Origin of the sequence: Hominiventricola aquisgranensis (genome assembly GCF_040096225.1) — a bacterium.
In the GTDB taxonomy this organism is placed as follows: domain Bacteria; phylum Bacillota; class Clostridia; order Lachnospirales; family Lachnospiraceae; genus Hominiventricola; species Hominiventricola aquisgranensis.
The window spans coordinates 23,782-46,520 of sequence record NZ_JBBMFC010000023.1 but is presented as its reverse complement, the minus strand read 5'-3'; the positions used below and the strand labels follow the sequence as shown (position 1 = coordinate 46,520).

Genomic DNA, 22,739 nt, shown 5'->3' with positions numbered 1-22,739 from the left:
AAATCAAAGTCCTGAGGGAGGAAAAGAATGTGACAGAAGGCGAGAAAAGAAGAAGCCAGATCATAAAAATATTAAAGGACAGTAAAAGTCCGGTGTCAGGAACAAAACTTGCAAAAGTTCTGAAGGTGAGCCGTCAGGTGATCGTACAGGATATGGCGCTGCTTCGTGCTCAGCGGATGCAGATTCTGTCCACTTATAAAGGATATTTTCTGGATGCGGCAGTAAAAGAACAGTATGTGCGGATCTTTCGGGTACATCATGACACGGAGCATACTTTGGATGAACTGCAGCTGATCGTGGATTATGGTGGAAAGGTTCTGGATGTGTTTGTAGAGCATCCCCTGTACGGACAGATACGGGCAGACCTGATGATCGCCAACCGTATGGAAGCAAAGCAATTTGTGGAGCAGATGGAGGCTCATGAAGCCCATCCGCTGAAACTGCTGACTGATGATTGCCATTATCATACGGTAGTGGCCGGTTCAGAGGAACAACTGGATCTGATCGAACAGGAGTTAAAGATGAGAGGGTATCTGCAGGAATGATGAGGTACAGTTCACCCGCACCATTCACAAAATCGCGCAGGTGAGTTGCGAAAAAAATGTGAAAAAACTGTGAATTCCCAAATGTTTGTTGAAAATTTAAAACATATGTGTTATATTACAAATAGAACGAAGAAAATAGTAAGTCCCGGCCGAAAGGTCGGGATTTTGAGCTATTCAGAGTTATGCACATGTCATTTTGCGAATGTAGCTCTGAATAAGTTGTACTTATAACACAGACACCTGGAGGTGACGCAGGATGAGTAAGAGAGATTATTATGAGGTGCTTGGGATTAACAGAAGTGCTGATGAAAAAGAAATCAAACGTGCCTATCGAAAACTTGCAAAGAAATATCATCCGGATATGAATCCTGGTGATAAGCAGGCAGAGCAGAAATTTAAGGAAATTACAGAAGCATATAATGTATTGAGCGATCAGGAAAAGAAGAAGTTGTATGACCAGTATGGATTTGCAGCATTTGAGGAAGGATTCGGTCAGGGTGGATTTGACCAGGGCGGATTCAAACAGGGCGGAGCCGGATCTGGATTTGGTTCCGGCGGATTCCGTAGCAGCGGCTTTGGCAATGGAGGCTATCAGGAATACCATTTTGAAGGTGGAGACGATATGGGAGATATTTTTGGAGATATGTTCAAAAATATGTTTCATGGGCAGGGTGGCTTTGGCGGCAGTACCGGCGGTTTCCATCAGCAAAGCTATCGGATGAAAGGAGAAGACCTTCATGCAGATGTGAATGTGAGCTTTGATGATGCAGCATTTGGCTGTGAGAAGCTGATTCATCTGACCAGCCAGGATGGAACCGGTAAGAGGATATCTTTACAGGTTCATGTTCCGGCAGGTATTGATGATGGTCAGAGCATCCGTCTGAAAGGCAAGGGTATGCCGGGCGTTGGCGGCGGAGAAGCAGGAGATCTGTTCCTGAAAGTTCATGTAGGCGCAAGACCTGGATTTGAACGGAAAGGAATGGATGTGTACACCAGCGCGGAGATTCCGTTTACTACAGCAGTCTTCGGCGGTGAGACAAGAGTGCAGACCCTGAATGGCAGCGTGATCTGCAAGATCCCGGCAGGCTGTCAGTGCGGAAGCAAGATCCGTCTGAAAGGCAAGGGCATCATATCCATGAAGAATCCGTCGGTACACGGTGATCTCTATGTGGAGGTGAAGATCCAGGTACCGAAATATCTGAATCCGGAAGCATCACAGAAGCTGAAAGAATATGAGGCTTCTGTAAACCATGGTGCATATGAACGTAAGGCTGGTTGAAGCAAAGAATAAAAAGCAGGTTGTCAAGAAAAAATACTTGACAGCCTCTTTTTTTTCATGTAAGATAGGCAAGGTGATTGTAATGGAAGAGATTCTGAAGCAGACGCTTCTGTATGATTTTTATGGCGAACTGCTGACAGAACATCAGAAGCAGGTATATGAGGATGTGATCCTCAACGACTATTCGCTCAGTGAAGTGGCAGCCAGTCTTGGCATCAGCCGACAGGGCGTACATGATATGGTCCGCCGCAGCAGCAGGCTGCTGGAGGAATATGAAGCAAAACTGCATCTGATGGAACGCTTTGTGAGTCTGCGTGAAAAGGTTGGAGAGATCCATAAACTTGCGAAGGAACAGGCACAAGATCCAAAGATGGCGAAGATCGACGAGATCGCATCGGAAATTCTGGAGGAGCTTTAGATGGCATTTGACAGCTTATCGGAAAAATTGCAGAATGTATTTAAGAATCTGCGCGGCAAAGGAAGACTGACAGAGGCAGATGTAAAGGCAGCTTTAAAGGAAGTGAAGCTTGCACTTCTGGAAGCAGACGTCAGCTTCAAAGTCGTAAAACAGTTTATCAAGGCTGTAGAAGCGAGAGCTGTGGGTACAGATGTGATGGAGAGCCTGACTCCGGGACAGATGGTGATCAAGATCGTGAACGAAGAGATGGTCAATCTGATGGGCAGCGAGACCACGGAGATCAAACTTCGTCCTTCCAATGAGATCACAGTGATCATGATGACAGGTCTTCAGGGAGCTGGTAAGACGACAACAGCTGCAAAGCTTGCCGGAAAGTTCAAGATCAAAGGCCGGAAGGTTCTTCTGACCGCCTGCGATGTATATCGTCCTGCTGCGATCAAGCAGTTACAGGTAAATGGTGAGAAGCAGGGTGTGGAAGTATTTTCCATGGGAGACCAGCATAAGCCGGTGGACATTGCGAAAGCGGCAATGGAGCATGCGAAGAAGCAGGGCATGAGCGTGGTGATCCTGGATACGGCCGGACGGCTTCATATTGATGAGGCTATGATGGAAGAGCTTCAGGAGATCAAGGCGAATGTACATGTGGATTACAGCATTCTGGTAGTAGACTCCATGACCGGACAGGATGCAGTCAATGTGGCAACAACCTTCTCAGAGAAAGTAGGCATCGACGGCGTGATCCTGACGAAGCTGGATGGTGACACCCGAGGCGGTGCGGCACTTTCTATCCGTGCAGTGACCGGAAAGCCGATCCTCTATGTAGGTATGGGTGAGAAGCTGTCAGATCTGGAGCAGTTTTATCCGGATCGTATGGCCTCCAGAATCCTTGGCATGGGTGATATTCTGACCATGATCGAGAAGGCACAGGAGTCCATTGACGAAGAAGCATCTATGAAGATGGTCCAGAAGATGAAGAAGAATCAGTTCGACTTCGAGGATTATCTGGAGAGCATGCATCAGATGAAGAAGATGGGTGGTATCGGTGCTCTTTTAAGTATGATGCCGGGTATGGGCGGCAATCAGATGAAGCAGCTGGAAGATGCTGTGGATGAGAAGAAGATGGCACGGATCGAAGCAATCATCCTGTCCATGACAGTGAAGGAGCGTCAGAATCCGGATGTGCTCAATCCATCCAGAAAGAGAAGAATTGCCAATGGCGCAGGTGTGGACATCAGCGAGGTGAATCGTCTGGTTAAGCAGTTTGAACAGAGCCGTAAGATGATGAAGCAGATGTCAGGTATGATGGGCGGCAAAGGCAAAGGAAGATTTGGTAAAAAAGGAATGTTCGGGAAGCTGCCATTTTAAGGCAGGGGTGTAAAGCCATCACCGACGGTATTCCGTTTACAACATAGAAAACAAGAAAAAACATTTATTTTAATGGAGGAAACAACAATGGCAGTAAAAATCAGATTAAGAAGAATGGGACAGAAAAAGGCTCCTTTTTACAGAGTAATCGTAGCAGATTCCAGATCTCCGCGTGACGGAAGATTCATCGATGAGATCGGAACTTATGATCCGAGCACTGATCCGAGTACTTTCAACATCAACGAAGAAGCAGCTAAAAAGTGGCTTGCTAACGGCGCTCAGCCGACTGAGATGGTTGGTAAACTGTTCAAACTGGCAGGAATTACCAAATAAGAGCTTTCTCGGTAAAGCCCCTTGGAGGTGGAAGGATGAAGAAATTAGTGGAAGTGATCGCAAAAGCACTTGTGGATCATCCGGAGGAAGTGACCGTTACAGAGACTGAAAAAGATAATGCAACGGTTGTTGAACTTCGTGTGTCACCCACAGACATGGGGAAGGTAATCGGCAAACAGGGCCGTATTGCAAAAGCCATCCGCTCGGTTGTAAAAGCTGCAGCGTCAAGGGATGACAAAAAAGTGATTGTTGAGATCGTACAGTAAGACGATACACAAAAGGGTGCAGCCCGGAGCACCCGGATGGAGAACCGTAAGGAATGCCACCCGGAGCTTCGGGCTGTTGTTGTCAATAGAAGGATGGAAAACATGGAACAGTTTTTAAGAGTAGGTGTGATTTCCAGTACCCATGGAATCCGCGGAGAAGTAAAAGTATATCCAACGACCGATGATCCGGAACGTTTTCTGGATCTTGATGAAGTAATTCTGGATACAGGAAGGGAACACAAGATTCTTGAGATCGAAGGAGTGAAATTCTTCAAGAACCAGGTGATCTTGAAGTTCAAAGGATATGATAATATAAACGATATCGAGAAATATCTGAAAAAAGATCTGCTGGTGGACAGAGAACATGCAGTGGAGCTTGAAGAAAACGAAAATTTTATTGCGGACCTTATCGACATGGAAGTGGTGACAGATGAAGGCAAGGTTCTTGGAACGCTGACCGATGTGATTGAGACTGGTGCCAATGATGTCTATGCAGTGAAGACACCGGAAGGAAAGGAGATCCTGCTTCCGGCGATCAGAGACTGTATTCTGGATGTAAATGTGGACGAAAAACGGATGACCGTACATGTGATGGAAGGACTGCTGGATTGATGAATTTTCATGTACTGACACTGTTTCCGGAGATGATCCGGGACGGATTTGAGACAAGTATTACCGGACGTGCGGTGGAGAAAGGGCTGTTGAGCCTGGAGACTGTGAATATCAGGGATTTTTCAGTGAATAAGCATAACCGGGTGGATGATTATCCATACGGCGGCGGAGCCGGTATGGTCATGCAGGCGGAGCCGGTGTATCTGGCATGGGAGTCTGTAGTAGAGAAGCTTGGGCGTAAGCCGAAGGTACTCTATATGAGTCCTCAGGGCCGGGTCTTTGACCAGACTATGGCGCAGGAACTGGCAGAAGAAGAGGATCTGCTCTTCCTGTGCGGTCATTATGAAGGAATTGATGAGCGCGTGTTGGAAGAGATCGTGGATGAAGAAGTGTCTATTGGAGATTATGTGCTCACAGGCGGTGAGCTTCCGGCACTTGTCATTATGGATGCAGTATCCCGTCTGGTGGGAGGTGTGCTTCACAATGAAGATTCTGCAGAATTTGATTCTTTCCATGATAATCTGCTGGAATATCCGCAGTACAGCCGTCCGGAAGTATGGAGGGGCAAGGCGGTGCCTCCGATCCTTATGTCCGGACATCATGCCAATGTGGAAAAATGGAGAAGAGAACAGTCTCTGCTTCGGACCAGACAGCGGCGGCCGGATCTTCTGGAGGATGCCAATCTGAGCAAGACAGATCTGAAATTCCTGCGGATGCTGGAAGAGCATGACAAATTCGAATAATTTTCAATTTTATTGTTGCAAACCCAGGCAACTTATGATAGAATGAAACACGTTGTGAGAAAAGGAGATGGTCCTCTGCTGCCATAGTGGCATTAAGAACATCGAAGCATATAAGGAGGAACACAATGAACGAGATTATTAAAAACATTGAAGCTGCTCAGTTAAAAGCAGAGACACCGGAGTTTTGCGTAGGAGATACTGTTAAGGTATACGCTAAGATCAAAGAGGGAAACCGTGAAAGAATTCAGGTATTCGAAGGAACTGTTCTGAAGAAACAGGGTGGAAGCAACCGTGAGACCTTCACCGTTAGAAAGAATTCCAACGGAATCGGCGTTGAGAAGACCTGGCCGCTGCACTCCCCGAACGTAGATAAGATCGAGGTAGTTCGTCATGGTAAAGTAAGACGTGCAAAGCTGAACTACTTAAGAGACCGCGTAGGAAAAGCTGCAAAGGTAAAAGAGCTTGTAAAATAATTCTGAATGGAGAGGGACATGTACGAAAGTATAATGTCCCTTTTTTTCACTGATAAGTGAGGAGGAGACTTGTGTTAGGACGCAGAAAGGGACTGAGTTTTACCAGAAGAAGAAAACGGATCGAGACATCTGCCATACAGGCAGGATTGTTCTGGGCGGGAGAATGTATTCTGGCATTTGCCATTGGATGCGTTCTTGTTTTTTATTTTATGTCCAGACTGACCTGTGTAGGCCAGGCCATGGAGCCGTCCATCAACAGTGGTAATAGTGTGCTGGTCAATCGGTTCAGTTATGCCATGACCACACCAAAACGGGGCGATGTGATCGTATTCAAGCCAAATGGCAACAAGAATGCCCATTACTACATGCGCCGGGTAATCGGTGTGCCTGGAGACAAGATTCAGGTGAAGGATGGATTTGTCTATGTGAATGGAGATTTGTATGAGACGGGGATCGGCAATGAGCAGATGGATTATGCCGGTCTGGCGGAAGAAGAGCTGAAGGTAGGCTCTGATGAATATTTTGTGCTTGGGGACAACCGTAATGTGAGTGAGGACAGTCGAAGCGCAGATATTGGAAATGTGAAGAAAAGTGATATATATGGGAAAGCATGGTTTGTCGCTTATCCATGGGATAATTTTGGGTTTGTGACATCTGTCAAATAGATAAGGAGCGTATAGATGAATATTCAGTGGTATCCGGGACATATGACAAAAGCACGCCGGATGATGCAGGAAAATATAAAACTGATCGATCTGGTTATCGAACTGGTGGATGCCAGAGCACCTATGTCCAGCCGTAATCCGGACATTGATGATCTGGCAAAAGGAAAAGCAAGATTGATTCTGCTCAACAAGTCGGATCTTGCCAGCGAGCGTTGGAACGATGCCTGGGCAGCAGCTTTTAAAGCACAGGGGTTCTTCGTGGTGAAGCTGGATTCCAGAGCCAGAGGCGGCATGAAGGAAGTACAGGCTGTGATCCAGGAAGCCTGTAAAGAAAAGACGGAGCGTGACAGACGGCGGGGAATCATCAACCGCCCGGTCCGTGCTATGGTAGTTGGTATTCCGAATGTGGGAAAATCCACATTTATCAATAGCTTTGCTGGTCGTGCCTGTGCCAAGACTGGTAACCGTCCGGGGGTGACCAAAGGTGCTCAGTGGATCCGCCTCAACAAGCAGGTGGAGCTTCTGGATACACCGGGAATTTTGTGGCCCAAATTCGATGATCAGCAGGTGGGACTGCGTCTTGCCATGCTGGGATCTGTCAATGATGAGATCCTGAATCTGGAAGAGCTGGCATGTGAATTGGGAGAATTTCTGGAAAAAAATTTCCCGAAGGCCATGGAAGAGAGATATCATATTGTCCCGGAAGAGGGACGCCGCAAGGAAGAAATCCTGGCACTGGTGGCAAAGGAACGTGGATGTCTGGCAAAAGGCGGTGAGGCAGATACTGCCAGAGCAGCAGGACTTCTGCTGGATGATTTTCGGAGTGGTCGTCTGGGACGGATCACACTGGAATTCCCGGAGCCGGAAAAAGAGGTGCAGCATGGGGAGTAAGGAAGGCAAGACCGGAATCGTACGGGAAGTGTTAAGCTTTTTTCTGTATGTTGCAATTGTAGTTGGAATTACATTTTTGATCATTCATTTTGTGGGTCAGAGGACTTATGTGAGTGGAAGTTCCATGGAAAATACTTTGAGCGATGGAGATAATCTGATCGTAGATAAGCTGACCTATCGGTTCTCAGATCCCAAAAGGTTTGATATTATTGTATTTCCATATAAATATGAGGAAAATACATATTTTATCAAACGAATCATAGGACTTCCAGGTGAGACTATTCAGGTGACTGACGGCAAGATCTATATTAACGGGCAAGTGCTTGACGAATCCTATGGACGGGAAGTGCTCAAGAGCGGAGGAATCGCTGAGACGCCAATCACATTGGGAGAGGATGAGTACTTTGTGATGGGAGATAATCGAAATGATAGTATGGACAGCCGTGATCCCAGCGTCGGTGTGCTGCACAAGAGTGAACTGGTTGGCAGAGCATGGGTCAGAATCTGGCCGTTGTCCAAGTTTGGAGTATTGAGGCATCAATAATGACGAAAAAAGAAGAACAGGAATTAAAACGACAGCAGAAGCTTCAGGCAGAACTGGAACGCCTGGAGGGGATGCTGGTTTATGAGAGAGAGTATCGTCCACTGGGAGTCGTATGTGGAATAGATGAAGTGGGCAGAGGTCCGCTGGCAGGTCCGGTGGTGGCAGGAGCAGTGATCCTTCCAGAGGATTGTCAGATCCTGTATCTGAATGATTCCAAGAAGCTGACCGAGCGCCGCAGGGAGCTTCTCTATGAGGAGATCATGGAAAAAGCAGTGGCAGTAGGACTGGGAGTTGTGAGCCAGGAGCGGATCGATGAGATCAATATTCTGCAGGCGACCTATGAAGCGATGCGGGAGGCAGTCGGGAAACTGGATCCTCAGCCGGAGATCCTGCTCAATGATGCTGTGACCATACCGGGATTGTCTCAGAGACAGATCCCGATTATCAAAGGAGATGCCAAGAGTCAGTCCATTGCAGCAGCCAGTGTGGTGGCAAAAGTGACCAGAGATCATATGATGATCGCATTGGATGAAGCATATCCTCAATATGGATTTGCTTCCAATAAGGGATACGGATCGGCAGCCCATATGGCAGCACTTCGGGAGTATGGTCCCTGTCCGCTACATCGGAGAACCTTTATCCGCAATATCTGTGGCTAGAAAGTGACTGCACAGTCGAGGAATGAAAGATAATCGGATGAATAAACGAAAAACAGGAACCGAATATGAAGAACTGGCGGCCCGGTGGCTGACAGGAAAAGGATTTGAGATTCTGGAAAAAAATTACCGTTGCCGAATCGGAGAGATCGATCTGATTGCCAGGGATGGGCGGTATCTGGTCTTTGTCGAGGTAAAGTACCGGTCAGATGAAAAAGCAGGAGACCCATCAGAGGCAGTGAACTGGTATAAGCAGAAGAAGATCTGTCAGACAGCCAGCTGGTATCTGAGACAGAAGCGGATTCCGGAGGATATGCCCTGTCGGTTTGACGTAGTCAGTATTCTGGGATCAGAGATCTATCACATAAAAAATGCATTTGAATATGCAGAATAGGAGAGGCGCATGATGCTTTTGAAACGAAAAACAAGTGCGGAGACCTTAAAACTGCAGGAAAAATATGGCGTACCATATCTGGTATTCCCCAGTCTGGAGAATACAGGGCTGGTGCGCCATGCATTTTCTACCCGTCTGGGAGGCTGCAGTACAGGAGATCTGGCAACCATGAACTTAAGCTCCACCAGAGGAGATGATCCGGAAAATGTAAAGGAGAATTTCCGGCGGTTCGGAGCGGCTGTGGGATTTGATCCCAAGGATCTGGTATTGTCTCTGCAGACTCACACTACCAATGTGCGCCTTGTGACCGAAGAAGACCGGGGCAAAGGCTTCACAAGACCCCGGGATTATAAGGATGTGGATGGGCTTATCACCAATGTACCTGGTCTTGTGTTGGCGACTTTCTATGCAGACTGCGTGCCTCTCTATTTTGTGGATCCGGTGCATCGTGCCATCGGATTGTCTCATTCCGGCTGGAGAGGAACGGTGAACCGCATGGGCGAAGTGACTCTGCAGCGGATGAAAGAAGCGTTTGGCACAAGGCCTTCTGATGTGTGGACTGCGATCGGACCATCGATCTGCCAGGATTGTTATGAGGTCAGCGAGGATGTGGCACAGGAGTTCATAAGTGTTTTTGAAGGACGGGCAGATAACAGGCTCTTATACAGAAAGGAAAACGGAAAGTATCAGCTGAATCTGTGGAGGGCCAATGAGCTGGTACTGCTGGAGTCGGGTGTACCAAAAGACAGAATTGCGGTGACGGATATTTGTACCTGTTGTAATCTTCAGGTATTATTTTCCCATCGGGCCAGCAAAGGAAAAAGAGGGAATCTTGGAGCATTTCTGCAGCTGTTGTCTTAAGAAGTTAAAATTGTCCATAGGAACAGTAAGATTCTGCCTAGACAAAAGATTTTTTTGATCTTACAATAAAATTCAGTAAATGATAGAATCTTATAAGATGGAAAGGAAAACATCATGAAAATTATCAAAGCAAAAGATTACAATGACATGAGCCGTAAGGCAGCAAACATCATTTCTGCACAGGTGATCATGAAACCGGATTGTGTACTTGGACTGGCTACTGGTTCTACTCCGATTGGAACCTATAAGCAGCTGATCGAATGGTATGAAAAAGGAGATCTGGACTTTGGTGATGTGACGACTGTGAATCTGGACGAGTACAGAGGTCTTCCGAGAGAGAATGATCAGAGCTATTTCTATTTTATGAATCATAATCTGTTTGATTATGTCAATGTCAATCCAGAGAGAACCCATCTGCCCAACGGTATGAATCCGGATGCAGATGCAGAGTGCAAACGATATGAAGAAGTGATCCGTTCTACTGGCGGTGTAGACCTGCAGCTTCTGGGACTGGGACATAACGGACATATTGGATTTAATGAGCCGGGCGAGGCTTTTGAGACTGAGACTCACTGCGTAGATCTGACTGAGCGTACCATCGAGGCGAATAAGAGATTCTTTGCATCTATCGACGATGTTCCGAAACAGGCATATACCATGGGTATCAAGACCATTATGATGGCAAAGAAGATCCTGGTAGTTGTCAGCGGTGAAGATAAGGCTGAGACTGTAAAAAATGCATTTTTCGGACCGGTAACTCCGCAGGTTCCGGCATCCATTCTGCAGATGCATCCGGATGTAACGATCGTAGCTGACGAAGCTGCACTGTCCAAATGTGACCTGTAAACAGGAGGCCGTTTATGAAGATCATAAATGCAAAAGTATACACAGAAGCAGGGATATTTGAAGAAAAAGATGTCTATACAGATGGAGAACTGATCGCTGAAAAAAGCGGGGATGATCAGGTGCTGGATGCAAAGGGATGTTATCTGATTCCAGGTCTGACCGACATTCATTTCCATGGTTGTTTGGGACATGATTTCTGTGATGGAACTCATGAGTCCATTGAAGCGATGGCTGTCTATGAGGCATCTCAGGGTGTGACCACTATCGTTCCGGCAACGATGACACTTGGAAGAGATACACTGAAAAAGATCTGCGAAGCAGCAGGTTCTTACAAGAGTGAAAAAGGTGCGATCCTCTGTGGAATCAACATGGAGGGACCGTTTATTGCCATGGAGCGTAAAGGTGCTCAGAATGGTGATTTTGTTCACAAACCGGATGCAGAGATGTTCCGGGAACTGAATAAAGCTTCCGGTGGTATTGTAAAACTTCTGGCAATTGCTCCTGAGGTGGAAGGTGCGAAAGAGTGCATCGAAGAGCTGAAAGATGAGGTCGTTCTGTCTGTAGCTCATACCATGGCTGATTATGAGCAGGCAAAAAAAGCATTTGAGCATGGAGTTCATCATGTGACCCATCTGTACAATGCTATGGCAGGTTTGTCTCACAGAAAACCAGGTGTGGTAGGTGCAGCAGCAGATGATAAGCATGTGGAAGCAGAGATGATCTGTGATGGTGTCCATATTCATCCGGCAACTGTTCGTCAGACTTTCAAGATGTTCGGTGATGACCGGATCATCATGATCAGTGATTCGATGGAAGCTACTGGTATGCCGGACGGCGATTATGCACTGGGTGGACAGAAAGTCATTAAAAAAGGACATCTGGCAACTCTGGAAGACGGAACCATTGCAGGGTCTGCAACCAATCTGATGGATTGTGTAAGAGTAGTTGTACAGAAGATGAATATTCCACTGGAAAGTGCTGTTAAATGTGCAGCAGTGAACTCCGCAAAATCCGTAGGAATCTATGATCAGTACGGAAGCATCACTCCGGGCAAGACTGCAAATATGGTTCTTCTGAAAGAGAAGGATCTGAGTACAAAGCAGGTGATCCTGAAGGGAAAGATGCTGTAAAGAACTGGCTGTAAATGTTTTGTATATACAAAAAACCTCTGTGACTGGCAGATGTCAGCTACAGAGGTTTTTGCTTGAGGTGTGCTGTTGGCACACCTCTTTATTTTTCTTTATTTTCAAGATTTTCGTATTTTTCCAACAGCGTATGGATGCGCTCTGTCGGATCATTGACGTGCTCGGTGGATACATCGTGGTTGATACAGTCGATGATGGCAGCCAGGAACTTGGTCATGGTTGCTTCCACATAATAGGGTCTGGACAGAAGCTCCGGTGTCCGGTAATTCAGATTGGTGGTCACCACTTTATCAATATAGCCTTTTTCATAATACTCATCAAATTTCTTCAAGCCATCGGTGAACAGACCGAAGGTTACACATACGAAGACACGTTTGGCGCCGCGTTCCTTGATCTGACGTGCCACATCCAACATGCTTTCGCCGGAGGAGATCATATCATCAATGATGATAGCATCTTTTCCGTGCAGATCATCTCCAAGAAATTCGTGAGCAACGATCGGGTTCTTGCCGCCAACTACAACAGAATAATCCCGGCGCTTGTAGAACATACCCATTTCCACACCCAGTACACCGGCAAAATATACGGCACGACTCATAGCTCCTTCATCAGGGCTGATGACCATCAGATGATCTTTGTCAATCTTCAGATCCGGCACTGAACGGAACAGGCCTTTGATAAACTGATAAGGCGGATTAAAGCTGTCAAATCCGTAGAGCGGGATGGCATTACAAACGCGCGGATCATGAGCATCGAAGGTGATGATGTTAGAAACACCCATATCGATCAGCTCCTGAAGGGCAAATGCACAGTCCAGAGATTCTCGCTGACTTCTTTTGTGCTGACGGCTTTCGTACAGGAATGGCATGATCACATTGATCCGGCGTGCCTTTCCGTTGGCAGCGGAGATGATGCGTTTCAGATCCTGATAGTGGTCGTCCGGTGACATGTGATTTTCCTGACCTGCGATCGAATAGGTGAGACTATGGTTGGTCACATCTGCCAGAATAAACAGATCCGCACCGCGGATAGATTCATAGATAATGCCTTTGGCTTCTCCGGTACCGAACCGGGGGCAGGCAGTTTTGATCAAGTAGGTATCTTCATGATATCCATGGAAATTAGGTTGATCCTGAAACTCCTGGTTACTTTTCTGACGAAATTCTACCAGATATTTGTCCATTGTTTCAGCCAGTTCCCGACAGCCCGCCAAAGCAGCAATTTTTAATGGAGCAATCGGTAAAATGCTTTCATATGAAAAATTCACGGGTATAGCCTCCTGTGTATACTTGCTTCTTTATTTATAACATTTTGCGTCAGTGCCCGTCAACCGGTATCTATGGAAATTGACGGGTATCGTTGCATTTTTGTGGTAAATTTAGTATAGTAAGGAATGAAATAAGACAGGAAGGTTAGATATGGAACATATTATAAGCTCTGTTGCGCCGGGAAGTATTGCGCAGGAGATGGGAATAGAGCCGGGAGACAGACTCCTGGAGGTAAATGGAAAATCACCGGAGGATGTCTTTGACTACCGGTATCTGATGAATGAAGAAGAGATTCTGGTTCTGATCCGTAAGGCAAATGGAGAAGAGTGGGAACTGGAAATTGAAAAAGAATATGAAGATGATCTTGGAATCGAATTTGAAAATGGACTGATGGATGATTACAGAAGCTGCCGTAACAAATGCATTTTCTGCTTTATCGACCAGCTTCCTAAGGGGATGCGTTCGACTCTGTATTTTAAGGACGATGATTCCAGGCTTTCGTTCTTACAGGGAAATTATCTGACACTGACCAATATGAGTGAACATGATATTGACAGGATCATTCAGTACAAATTGTCACCGATCAACATTTCATTCCAGACTATGAATCCGGAGCTGCGCTGCAAGATGCTGCACAATCGGTTTGCAGGAGAGATTTTTGACAAGGTGAAGAGACTCAAGGACGCAGGTATTATCATGAATGGTCAGATCGTTCTGTGCCGTGGAGTCAATGACGGAGCGGAACTGGAACGCTCCATCCGGGAACTGACCGCCTACATGCCGCAGCTTGAGAGTGTATCCGTGGTGCCGGTTGGACTGACCCGCTATCGTGACGGTCTGTACCCACTGGAACCATTTACAAAAGAAGATGCCTGTGAAGTGCTGGATCTGATCCATGGCTGGCAGGAAAAGCTTTACAAGGAGTGGGGCAATCATTTTATCCATGCAGGTGATGAGTGGTATATTCTGGCAGAGCGGCCGATTCCGGAGGAGAAGACCTACGATGGATATTTGCAGCTGGAAAACGGAGTGGGAATGGTGAGACTTCTGGACGAAGAAGTGGCACAGACCCTCGCTGGTATGACTGGAGATGACAGGAAGATCCATCGCACTATTGCCACAGGAGAACTGGCGGCACCGTTTCTGCGGAAGCATGTGGAGTCAGTGCGGAAGAAATATCCCAATGTAGATATTCAGGTTTTTGCAATAAAAAATGAGTTCTTTGGCGGAAAGATTACGGTGGCAGGACTGATCACCGGAACGGATCTGATCAGTCAGTTGAAGGGAAAAGATCTGGGAGATCGGCTGCTGCTCACCAATCATATGCTGAAGAGTGGGGAACCGGTCTTCCTGGATGATGTAACCGTGGATGATGTGCAAAATGCTTTACAAATCAAAGTTTCCATAGTAGAATCAAGCGGTGCTGATTTTGTCAGCAGTTTAATCGAGGATTAAGAGAAAGAGGTTTAAAATATGAGCAGACCAGTAGTAGCAATTGTGGGACGTCCGAATGTGGGCAAATCCACACTGTTTAATTCCCTGGCGGGAGAGAATATCTCCATTGTAAAAGATACGCCAGGTGTGACCAGGGACAGAATCTATGCAGATGTCACCTGGCTCAATCATGATTTTACATTGATCGATACAGGCGGTATTGAGCCGGACAGCAATGATATTATTCTGGCTCAGATGAGAGAGCAGGCACAGATCGCTATCGACACCGCAGATGTGATCATTTTCCTGGTGGATGTGCGTCAGGGTCTGCAGGATGCAGATTCCAAGGTGGCAGATATGCTGCGCCGTTCCCACAAGCCGGTGATCCTGGTAGTTAACAAAGTAGACAGTTTTCAGAAATTCATGGCAGATGTGTATGAGTTCTATAATCTGGGAATCGGTGATCCGGTTCCGGTGTCTGCATCTTCCCGTCTGGGCATTGGCGACATGCTGGATGAAGTGGTAAAGCATTTTCCTGAGACAGACAGCAAGGCAGAAGAGGATGACCGTCCGAAGATTGCTATCGTTGGAAAACCGAATGTAGGAAAGTCTTCTATTATCAATAAGCTGGTGGGTGAGAACCGTGTGATCGTATCCAATATTGCTGGCACCACCAGAGATGCTATTGATACAGACATCAAATGGAATGGAAAAGAATATGTATTTATTGATACGGCAGGACTGCGCCGGAAGAATAAGATCAAAGAGGAACTGGAGCGTTACAGTATTATCCGTACAGTAACGGCTGTAGAACGTGCAGATGTGGTCGTTGTTGTGATCGATGCAACCGAAGGTGTGACGGAGCAGGATGCCAAGATTGCGGGAATCGCCCATGACAGAGGAAAAGGTATCATCGTAGCTGTCAACAAGTGGGATGCCATCGAGAAGAACGATAAGACGATCTATGAGTTCACCAGAAAAGTAAGAGAGATCCTGTCCTTCATGCCATATGCAGAGATCCTGTTTATTTCTGCGCAGACCGGACAGCGTCTGTCCAGACTGTTCGAGACAATTGATATGGTCATCGAGAATCAGACCCTGCGTGTGCAGACGGGTGTCCTTAACGAGATCGTAACGGAAGCGGTAGCCATGCAGCAGCCGCCTTCAGATAAAGGTAAGAGACTGAAGATCTACTATGTGACACAGGTGTCTGTAAAGCCACCTACATTTGTTATTTTTGTAAATGATAAGGAACTGATGCATTTCTCCTACGTAAGATATCTGGAGAATAAGATCCGCGAATCCTTCGGATTCAAGGGAACTTCGCTGAAATTCATTGTCAGAGAGAGGAAGGAAAAGGAATAATGGAACGCTTGGTTTGTCTTGCCATCGGGTATGTATTTGGAATCTTTCAGACGGCTTATATTTATGGAAAGATGCATGGAATTGATATCCGTCAGTGCGGAAGCGGCAATGCAGGAGCGACCAATACCTTGCGTGTGCTTGGTAAAAAGGCCGGACTGATCGTATTTCTTGGAGATGTGGCCAAGACTGTCCTGGCTGTACTCGCAGTACGCCTGATCTTCGGAAGTAAATATCCGGATATGCTGCCGCTGCTGGGGATGTATGCAGCCGCAGGCACGATCCTGGGTCATAATTTTCCGGTTCAGCTTGGTTTTCGCGGTGGAAAAGGAATCGCATGTACAGCCGGTATGGTGGTGACCTTAGGTCCAATCGTAACTTTACTGGAAGCAGCCACATTTCTGTTGGTAGTAGGGATCACAAGATTCGTATCGCTTGGCTCTATTATAGTGGTGATCGAGCTGGTGATCGATCTGGCCGTATTAGGACAGATGGGATATTATGGCATGAGCCAGCCGCATCTGTATGAATTTTATGCAGTCTGCGCCGCCTTGTCTTTGATGGCGATCTATCGTCACAGAGCCAATATCAGACGTCTTATGAGTGGTACAGAGAGCAGGATTTTTGAGAAAAAAGCAGAAAAATAAGCTATTGGGAGGAACGGAAGATGGCAAATGTCAGTGTGATCGGAGCCGGCAGCTGGGGATTGGCTCTTGCAAGACGTCTTTGCAAAAATGGTCATGATGTGACCGTGTGGTCCCATCGGGAAGAAGGAGTCCGGGAACTGCGGGAACAGCATGAGAACCGTTCAAAGCTTCCGGGAGTGATCTTGCCGGAAGAGATTCAGTATACATCCAGTCTGGAGCAGGCAATCGTTGGAAAAGACCTGTGTGTGCTGGCGGTTCCATCGGTATATACCAGAAGTACAGCCGAGCAGATGAAGCCTTTTGTGACAGATGGACAGATCATTGTCAGCGTGGCGAAAGGAATCGAAGAGTCCACATTGATGATCCAGACAGATATTATCAGCCAGGTACTTCCGCAGGTAAATGCAGCCGTACTGTCAGGACCCAGTCATGCGGAGGAAGTGGGAAGAGATATTCCGACTACGGTAGTGGCAGGTGCAGCAGACAGAGAGACCGCAGAATATATCCAGAATCTGTTCATGAGTGAATCTTTCCGTGTGTATACCAGTCCGGACATGCTGGGTATTGAGCTGGGGGGAGCACTGAAAAATGTCATTGCGCTGGCAGCAGGCGTGGCAGATGGTCTTGGCTGCGGAGACAATACGAAGGCAGCATTGATCACCAGAGGAATCGCAGAGATGAGTCGGCTGGGTGTGGCTATGGGTGGCCACATTGAGACTTTTAACGGTCTCACCGGTATTGGTGATCTGATCGTGACCTGCTCATCCCGCCACAGCCGGAACCGGAAAGCAGGCTATCTCATTGGTCAGGGAAGAACTATGCAGGAAGCCATGGATGAAGTGCAGATGGTGGTGGAAGGTGTCTATTCTGCCAGGGCAGCCAGGATCTTGGCTGTAAAATATGGCATTGATATGCCGATTGTGAATGAAGTCAATAAAGTGCTCTTTGAGAATAAAACTGCAAGAGAAGCCATGGCAGATCTGATGCTTCGGGACAAGAAGATCGAACATCCGGAACTTCCATGGAAAAAGTAATGAAAAAAATATAATTTTCGTGACAATATTTGTCGAATATATTATAATGGTTACAAGTGGTGCAGAGATGTACCCAAGAAGGAGGACCAGCAGATGGCGGGAATTATTAAGAGATTTAGTGATATTATGTCAGCAAACCTGAATGCACTTCTTGATAAGGCAGAGGATCCGGAGAAGATGATCGATCAGTATCTTCGCAATCTGGAGAGCGATCTTGGAAAAGTAAAAGCAGAGACAGCTTCTGTGATGGCAGAAGAGACAAAATGCAAGCGGGAACTGGATGAGTGTAATGCTGATATTGAAAAGATGCAGCGCTATGCAGAAAAAGCAATTGTAGCAGGCAACGATAATGATGCCCGTCAGTTTCTTGAGAAAAAACAGCAGCTTGTATCCAAACAGGCAGCTCTGCAGCAGGCCTATGACCTGGCTCATGGCAATGCAGTGAAGATGAAAGAGATGCATGACAAGCTGGTATCCGATATGGGAGAACTGCAGTCAAGAAGAGATGCAATTCGTGCGAAGGTTGCAGTGGCAAAGACTCAGGAGAGACTGAATAAAGTCGGTTCTTCTGTTGCAGGTGTTTCCAACAATCTTTCTGCATTTGACCGCATGGAAGAAAAAGCAAACCGTATGCTGGACGAGGCAAATGCTATGTCTGAACTGAACACAACCAAAGATGATGTGGCTGATCTGGCGGCAAAATATGATGAGGATTCTTCCAACACGGGTGTAGATGATGAGCTTGCAGCATTAAAAGCGAAACTTGGTAAGTAATATAGAAATAAGTGCCGCAAAGGATCTCATATTCTTTGCGGCATTTTGTATATACAGGATACCTAGGAGGAACTGTTTTGAGTGAGATATTTTACTGTAAAAATTGTGGCGGAATCATGGAATTTGATGCAGCGACCCAGTCATTGAAATGTCCGCACTGTGGAGAAGAGCAGAAGATCGATGCCAACCGGTCAGCAGTCAGAGAACACAAGTTGACGGCAGAAGCCAGACAGATGGTGCGTGTACAGGATAAAAAATCTACAACGATGCAATGTCCATCCTGCGGAGCAATGGTGGAAGTGGAACCTAACAGTACTGCCAAAGACTGTCCGTACTGTGGAACTGCATTTGTGCTGGCAGAAAAGCAGACAGATGTAATCGTGCCGGACGGGGTGGTTCCGTTCCAGATCGATAAGAAAAAAGTGGGAGAAGTTTTTCATAAATGGATCAAGGGCAGATTTTTTGCTCCCAATGAACTAAAACACCTTTATCAGCAGGATAAACTGCAGGGAATCTACATCCCGTACTGGACTTTTGATGCGAAGGCGGATGCGGTCTATCATGCAGAAGGTGGAAGAAACCGGATCGTTGAGTACCGTGATTCCAAGGGAGAACGGCATACCAGAACCGAGGTGACCTGGTATCCGACCAGTGGAAATGTGTCAAATTTCTTTGACGATGTGCTGGTGCGGGCTTCCAACAAGCTGGACACTTATCTGCTCCGGCAGATCGAACCCTTTCATACAAAGGATATACCGGCATATTCCCCCAATTATCTGTCTGGATACAGTGCAGAGATCTACACGGTGAATCTGTCCGATGCACATCGGGAAGCAAAAGAAGAGATGAAAACGGAGCTTCGCAGACTGGCAGAACAGGATGTGCTCAGAAGATATGATCAGGTCAGAGGCCTGAGACTGAATGATAACTACAGGGATGAAACCTATAAATATGTACTGCTTCCGGTATACTCCACCGCATATCAGTATAAAAACAAGCAGTATCATGTACTGATCAATGGAGAGACTGGCCGGGTACAGGGCGAATATCCGAAGAGTGTGGCAAAGATCCTGCTGATGATCGCAGGAATTCTGATTCTGATCGGTCTGTTCTTCATGGCAACAGATGCATTTGCGTGTGGAGCGAAAGGAGTACCGGTGGCAGAGACGGCACAGGAAGAATACATAGAATATGAACCATTGACCGTGGATATTGACGGAATACAGGAGGTATAACACCATGGGTTTATTTGGCAATCAGTTTGCAAATGTAGTAGAGTGGGAAGAGTATCGGGATGATATTCTGTTCTGGAAATGGAGCAACCAGGAGATCAAGAAAGGAAGCCGTCTGATCATCCGTCCGGGACAGGATGCAATTTTCTTATATAATGGAAAAGTAGAAGGAATTTTCACGGATGAAGGAAGCTTTGATATTGAATCTGAGATCATTCCATTCCTGTCCACGCTGAAAGGATTTAAATTTGGATTTAACAGTGGAATCCGTGCGGAAGTATTATTTATCAATACCAAAGAAGTGACCGTGAAATGGGGAACCAAGAATCCTATCAATATTCCGGCACAGGGACTTCCTGCAGGTATGCCGGTCCGGGCATTTGGTACTTTCTGCTGCAAGATCAGTGACCATGCGGCATTGATCGATAAAGTGGCGGGTATCAAACGTCAGTTTACTGTAGATGATGTGCAGGAACGTGTCATTTCCATGCTGGATCAGCTTCTGATGAAGTGGATCGTGAAGGAAGGCAAGGACATGTTCAATCTTCAGGCAAATTCCTTTGATATTGGAAAAGGCATTCAGGAAGACCTGGATATGGAGATGATGAAGATCGGCATCAGCATCACCACCTTTAATATTGCAAGCTTTACTTATCCGGAAGAGATCCAGAAGATGGTGACCAAGGCGGCATCTCAAAGTGTGGTTGGTGATATGGGCCGCTACCAGCAGATGGCGATGATAGATGCCATGGCAAATGGAAATGGAGGCGGACGTGCAGCTTCTGATATGGCAGGCATGGCAATGGGTATGATGATGGGACAGCAGATGGCAGGCCAGATGAGCCAGACCATGTTCGGAAACGGACAGCAGGCACAGGCATCTCAGGCGTCAGCTCCTGCTTCTGAGAATGCATCTGCAGGCGGCTGGAAATTCTGTCCGGAGTGTGGAACCAAGACAGAAGGCATGAAATTCTGCCCGAACTGCGGCAAAAAACTGATGTAGGATAAGAGAGGAACCTGAAAGTATGAAGAAAAAAGGAAATCCACTGGCAGAATTCCTGATCGGACTGGCTATGCTGGCAGCAGGAGGTTACTGGTTCTTGAACAGTGTCAGTGTATCGACTGGATTTTATACACTGCGTCTTGGAGGCTTCTATATGAACGGGGGACTGGTAGTGGTTCCGTTTATAGCTGGTGTGATCTGGTTCTGTGTGAATACCGATTCATTTGGAGCAAAACTGCTGATGGGTGCAGGACTGGTGATCATAGTTGCTTCTGTGATCGCGGCAACGGAATTCCGATTCCGTTATACCAGTCTGTATAATTATCTGATCATGCTGATCCTGATGTTTGGAGGCGCAGCACTGGTGCTGAAGGTGCTTTGCCATGATCCGGATAAAAAGCGAAAAAAGGATGACTGAAGAGAATGACAAGAGAAGAATTTCGTACAAAAATTGCAGAAAAAGGATATCTGCTGTTAGATGGCGGTACAGGATCTGTTCTGCGCACCATGGGAATGCCGGCGGGTGTCAGTACTGAAAAATGGGCATATGAACATCCGGAAGTGATCGGTGAACTGCAAAGACAATATGCGCAAGCAGGGTCTGATGTGATCTATGCACCGACATTTGCGGCAAACCGTATCTCTCTGGAAAATATGGGAATCGCTGATATGATCGTGGAACTGAACCAGACCATGGTAAAGCGGACGCTGGAAAATGTAGGAGACAAGGTGCTGGTGGCAGGAGATATCTCCACTACCGGAAAAGCCATGGAACCTTATGGACCCATGACCTATGAAGGATTGATGGATAATTATAAAGAACAGATCAAGCTGCTGGCTGATGCCGGGGTGGAACTGCTTGTTGCAGAGACGCTTATGTCTGCAGATGAAGCAACCGTGATCTGTGATGCAGCCAGAGCAGTCTGCAATCTGCCGTTGATCATTTCTTTTACCTGCGAAGGCGATGGAACTCTCTATTTTGGAGGAACTATTGCAGAAGCAGCAGCTGTGATGGAAGCTATGGGAGCTGATGCAGTAGGTGTGAACTGTTCTGTGGGACCGGACCAGCTGGATGCCGTGATCCGACAGCTTTCTGAGACCGTCAGCATCCCCATTGTTGCCAAGCCAAATGCAGGACTTCCGGTTATTACAGAGACAGGTGCGGCAGTCTACAGCATGGGCGAAGAAGAATTTGCGAAAAATGTGCAGCATTTAAAAGAGTGCGGCGCATCTGTGATCGGTGGCTGCTGTGGAACCACGCCTGATTATATCCGACGTGTCCGGGAAAGTTTTGCAGAGTAAACTGCTACCGTGATAGAACGAAATGGACATAAAATATTGACAAAGACAGACCATGTTGATACAATATCGAAGTATGAACAATAGAAAGCAGGGGGATATATGGAAAAAGTAGTTTTTTCAATTCTCGTAGATAATACTTCTGGTGTACTGAGCCGCATTGCCGGTCTTTTCAGCCGCCGTGGTTATAACATTGACAGTCTGACAGTTGGTGTGACTGCTGATCCCAGATATTCAAGGGCAACGATCGTGACCAGAGGAGATAACACGATTCTTGATCAGATCGAAAAACAGCTGAACAAGCTGGAAGATGTAGTGGATATTAAGAAGCTGGAGCCTGACAATTCTGTATGTCGGGAACTGATTCTGGTGAAAGTGCTCTGTGATGAGAGCAACCGGCAGAATATTATATCCATTGCAGATATTTTTAGGGCAAAAATCGTAGATGTATCCATAGAGTCACTGGTAATCGAACTGGTGGGAAGCCAGAGCAAGCTGGAAGCTTTCCTTCGTATGCTGAAGGATGTGGAGATTCTGGAACTGGCACGTACAGGTCTTACCGGCCTGTCCCGCGGCACCTTTGATGTAAAGATGTATGATGAAGACGGCAGACTGATGGACAACGATTTTTCAAAAGCATAAAGCAAACA

Annotated in this window: 28 protein-coding genes; 27 read left to right on the top strand and 1 reads right to left on the bottom strand. The window is 46.7% G+C overall.

Going from position 1 to position 22,739, the window contains the following annotated elements; genetic code table 11:
- The first annotated feature begins 29 nt into the window (after positions 1 to 29).
- From WMO62_RS12275 to nagA, 17 genes are all read left to right on the top strand, one after another.
- The gene (locus WMO62_RS12275; RefSeq protein ID WP_118509829.1) at positions 30 to 545 is read left to right on the top strand and encodes a transcription repressor NadR; all 516 of its coding nucleotides are present in this window, start codon (positions 30 to 32) and stop codon (positions 543 to 545) included.
- Positions 546 to 801: 256 nt separating this feature from the next.
- A complete protein-coding gene (locus WMO62_RS12270) occupies positions 802 to 1,824 on the top strand; it encodes a DnaJ C-terminal domain-containing protein (RefSeq protein WP_349144834.1) in 1,023 nt (340 codons plus the stop codon).
- Positions 1,825 to 1,906: 82 nt separating this feature from the next.
- On the top strand, positions 1,907 to 2,242 hold the full coding sequence (gene ylxM, locus WMO62_RS12265) for a YlxM family DNA-binding protein (protein ID WP_117496415.1): 336 nt from the start codon (positions 1,907 to 1,909) through the stop codon (positions 2,240 to 2,242).
- Positions 2,243 to 3,607 carry a signal recognition particle protein gene (gene ffh / locus WMO62_RS12260; protein ID WP_349144833.1) on the top strand — a complete coding sequence of 455 codons (1,365 nt, stop codon included), beginning with the start codon at positions 2,243 to 2,245 and terminating at the stop codon, positions 3,605 to 3,607.
- Positions 3,608 to 3,694: 87 nt separating this feature from the next.
- Entirely contained in the window at positions 3,695 to 3,940 is a 246-nt protein-coding gene (gene rpsP / locus WMO62_RS12255) for a 30S ribosomal protein S16 (RefSeq protein WP_117496364.1), read from the top strand.
- Between the two features lie 35 nt (positions 3,941 to 3,975).
- Positions 3,976 to 4,206 carry a KH domain-containing protein gene (locus WMO62_RS12250; RefSeq protein ID WP_349144832.1) on the top strand — a complete coding sequence of 77 codons (231 nt, stop codon included), beginning with the start codon at positions 3,976 to 3,978 and terminating at the stop codon, positions 4,204 to 4,206.
- Positions 4,207 to 4,308: 102 nt separating this feature from the next.
- Positions 4,309 to 4,818 (top strand): ribosome maturation factor RimM, encoded by a 510-nt coding sequence (gene rimM / locus WMO62_RS12245; RefSeq protein ID WP_349144839.1) that lies wholly within the window; start codon positions 4,309 to 4,311, stop codon positions 4,816 to 4,818.
- Positions 4,818 to 5,561 carry a tRNA (guanosine(37)-N1)-methyltransferase TrmD gene (gene trmD, locus WMO62_RS12240; RefSeq protein ID WP_117496362.1) on the top strand — a complete coding sequence of 248 codons (744 nt, stop codon included), beginning with the start codon at positions 4,818 to 4,820 and terminating at the stop codon, positions 5,559 to 5,561. Before rimM ends, trmD begins: the two co-directional genes overlap by 1 nt.
- A gap of 125 nt (positions 5,562 to 5,686) precedes the next feature.
- Positions 5,687 to 6,034, top strand: a complete 348-nt coding sequence (rplS, locus tag WMO62_RS12235; protein ID WP_349144831.1) for a 50S ribosomal protein L19 — start codon at positions 5,687 to 5,689, stop codon at positions 6,032 to 6,034.
- 71 nt (positions 6,035 to 6,105) lie between these two features.
- Positions 6,106 to 6,699: a signal peptidase I gene (gene lepB, locus WMO62_RS12230; RefSeq protein WP_349144830.1), complete on the top strand. Its 594-nt coding sequence runs from the start codon at positions 6,106 to 6,108 to the stop codon at positions 6,697 to 6,699.
- A gap of 15 nt (positions 6,700 to 6,714) precedes the next feature.
- Entirely contained in the window at positions 6,715 to 7,590 is an 876-nt protein-coding gene (gene ylqF / locus WMO62_RS12225; protein ID WP_118439390.1) for a ribosome biogenesis GTPase YlqF, read from the top strand.
- On the top strand, positions 7,580 to 8,134 hold the full coding sequence (gene lepB / locus WMO62_RS12220; RefSeq protein ID WP_349144829.1) for a signal peptidase I: 555 nt from the start codon (positions 7,580 to 7,582) through the stop codon (positions 8,132 to 8,134). Before ylqF ends, lepB (WMO62_RS12220) begins: the two co-directional genes overlap by 11 nt.
- Positions 8,134 to 8,793: a ribonuclease HII gene (rnhB, locus tag WMO62_RS12215; RefSeq protein WP_349144828.1), complete on the top strand. Its 660-nt coding sequence runs from the start codon at positions 8,134 to 8,136 to the stop codon at positions 8,791 to 8,793. The genes lepB (WMO62_RS12220) and rnhB overlap by 1 nt, the downstream gene beginning before the upstream one ends.
- A 37-nt stretch (positions 8,794 to 8,830) precedes the next feature.
- On the top strand, positions 8,831 to 9,184 hold the full coding sequence (locus WMO62_RS12210; RefSeq protein ID WP_118439396.1) for a YraN family protein: 354 nt from the start codon (positions 8,831 to 8,833) through the stop codon (positions 9,182 to 9,184).
- Positions 9,185 to 9,193: 9 nt separating this feature from the next.
- Positions 9,194 to 10,045 carry a peptidoglycan editing factor PgeF gene (gene pgeF / locus WMO62_RS12205; protein WP_349144827.1) on the top strand — a complete coding sequence of 284 codons (852 nt, stop codon included), beginning with the start codon at positions 9,194 to 9,196 and terminating at the stop codon, positions 10,043 to 10,045.
- A 114-nt stretch (positions 10,046 to 10,159) separates the two neighbouring features.
- The gene (gene nagB / locus WMO62_RS12200; RefSeq protein ID WP_349144826.1) at positions 10,160 to 10,891 is read left to right on the top strand and encodes a glucosamine-6-phosphate deaminase; all 732 of its coding nucleotides are present in this window, start codon (positions 10,160 to 10,162) and stop codon (positions 10,889 to 10,891) included.
- A gap of 14 nt (positions 10,892 to 10,905) precedes the next feature.
- A complete protein-coding gene (gene nagA / locus WMO62_RS12195; protein WP_349144825.1) occupies positions 10,906 to 12,021 on the top strand; it encodes an N-acetylglucosamine-6-phosphate deacetylase in 1,116 nt (371 codons plus the stop codon).
- 100 nt (positions 12,022 to 12,121) lie between these two features.
- Here the strand turns inward: nagA and WMO62_RS12190 are convergent, their stop codons facing one another.
- On the bottom strand, positions 12,122 to 13,303 hold the full coding sequence (locus WMO62_RS12190; protein ID WP_349144824.1) for a ribose-phosphate pyrophosphokinase: 1,182 nt from the start codon (positions 13,301 to 13,303) through the stop codon (positions 12,122 to 12,124).
- Positions 13,304 to 13,454: 151 nt separating this feature from the next.
- On the opposite strand from WMO62_RS12190, the gene WMO62_RS12185 reads away from it, so the two are divergent.
- The 10 genes from WMO62_RS12185 (at position 13,455) to ilvN (ending at position 22,731) form a co-directional block, all read left to right on the top strand.
- Entirely contained in the window at positions 13,455 to 14,759 is a 1,305-nt protein-coding gene (locus WMO62_RS12185) for a DUF512 domain-containing protein (RefSeq protein ID WP_349144823.1), read from the top strand.
- A gap of 18 nt (positions 14,760 to 14,777) precedes the next feature.
- Positions 14,778 to 16,103 carry a ribosome biogenesis GTPase Der gene (gene der, locus WMO62_RS12180; RefSeq protein WP_118596043.1) on the top strand — a complete coding sequence of 442 codons (1,326 nt, stop codon included), beginning with the start codon at positions 14,778 to 14,780 and terminating at the stop codon, positions 16,101 to 16,103.
- On the top strand, positions 16,103 to 16,747 hold the full coding sequence (plsY, locus tag WMO62_RS12175) for a glycerol-3-phosphate 1-O-acyltransferase PlsY (RefSeq protein WP_118440129.1): 645 nt from the start codon (positions 16,103 to 16,105) through the stop codon (positions 16,745 to 16,747). The genes der and plsY overlap by 1 nt, the downstream gene beginning before the upstream one ends.
- Positions 16,748 to 16,767: 20 nt before the next feature.
- A complete protein-coding gene (locus WMO62_RS12170; protein ID WP_349144822.1) occupies positions 16,768 to 17,781 on the top strand; it encodes an NAD(P)H-dependent glycerol-3-phosphate dehydrogenase in 1,014 nt (337 codons plus the stop codon).
- A 93-nt stretch (positions 17,782 to 17,874) separates the two neighbouring features.
- Positions 17,875 to 18,555, top strand: coding sequence for a PspA/IM30 family protein (locus WMO62_RS12165; RefSeq protein WP_118509789.1), 681 nt, complete (start codon positions 17,875 to 17,877; stop codon positions 18,553 to 18,555).
- A 77-nt stretch (positions 18,556 to 18,632) separates the two neighbouring features.
- A complete protein-coding gene (locus tag WMO62_RS12160) occupies positions 18,633 to 19,790 on the top strand; it encodes a TFIIB-type zinc ribbon-containing protein (protein WP_349144821.1) in 1,158 nt (385 codons plus the stop codon).
- 4 nt (positions 19,791 to 19,794) lie between these two features.
- Positions 19,795 to 20,790: an SPFH domain-containing protein gene (locus WMO62_RS12155; protein ID WP_117496347.1), complete on the top strand. Its 996-nt coding sequence runs from the start codon at positions 19,795 to 19,797 to the stop codon at positions 20,788 to 20,790.
- 22 nt (positions 20,791 to 20,812) lie between these two features.
- Positions 20,813 to 21,208 (top strand): hypothetical protein, encoded by a 396-nt coding sequence (locus WMO62_RS12150; RefSeq protein WP_117496346.1) that lies wholly within the window; start codon positions 20,813 to 20,815, stop codon positions 21,206 to 21,208.
- 5 nt (positions 21,209 to 21,213) lie between these two features.
- Entirely contained in the window at positions 21,214 to 22,092 is an 879-nt protein-coding gene (locus WMO62_RS12145; RefSeq protein WP_349144820.1) for a homocysteine S-methyltransferase family protein, read from the top strand.
- A gap of 99 nt (positions 22,093 to 22,191) precedes the next feature.
- Entirely contained in the window at positions 22,192 to 22,731 is a 540-nt protein-coding gene (gene ilvN, locus WMO62_RS12140) for an acetolactate synthase small subunit (protein ID WP_118509783.1), read from the top strand.
- Positions 22,732 to 22,739 lie beyond the last annotated feature (8 nt).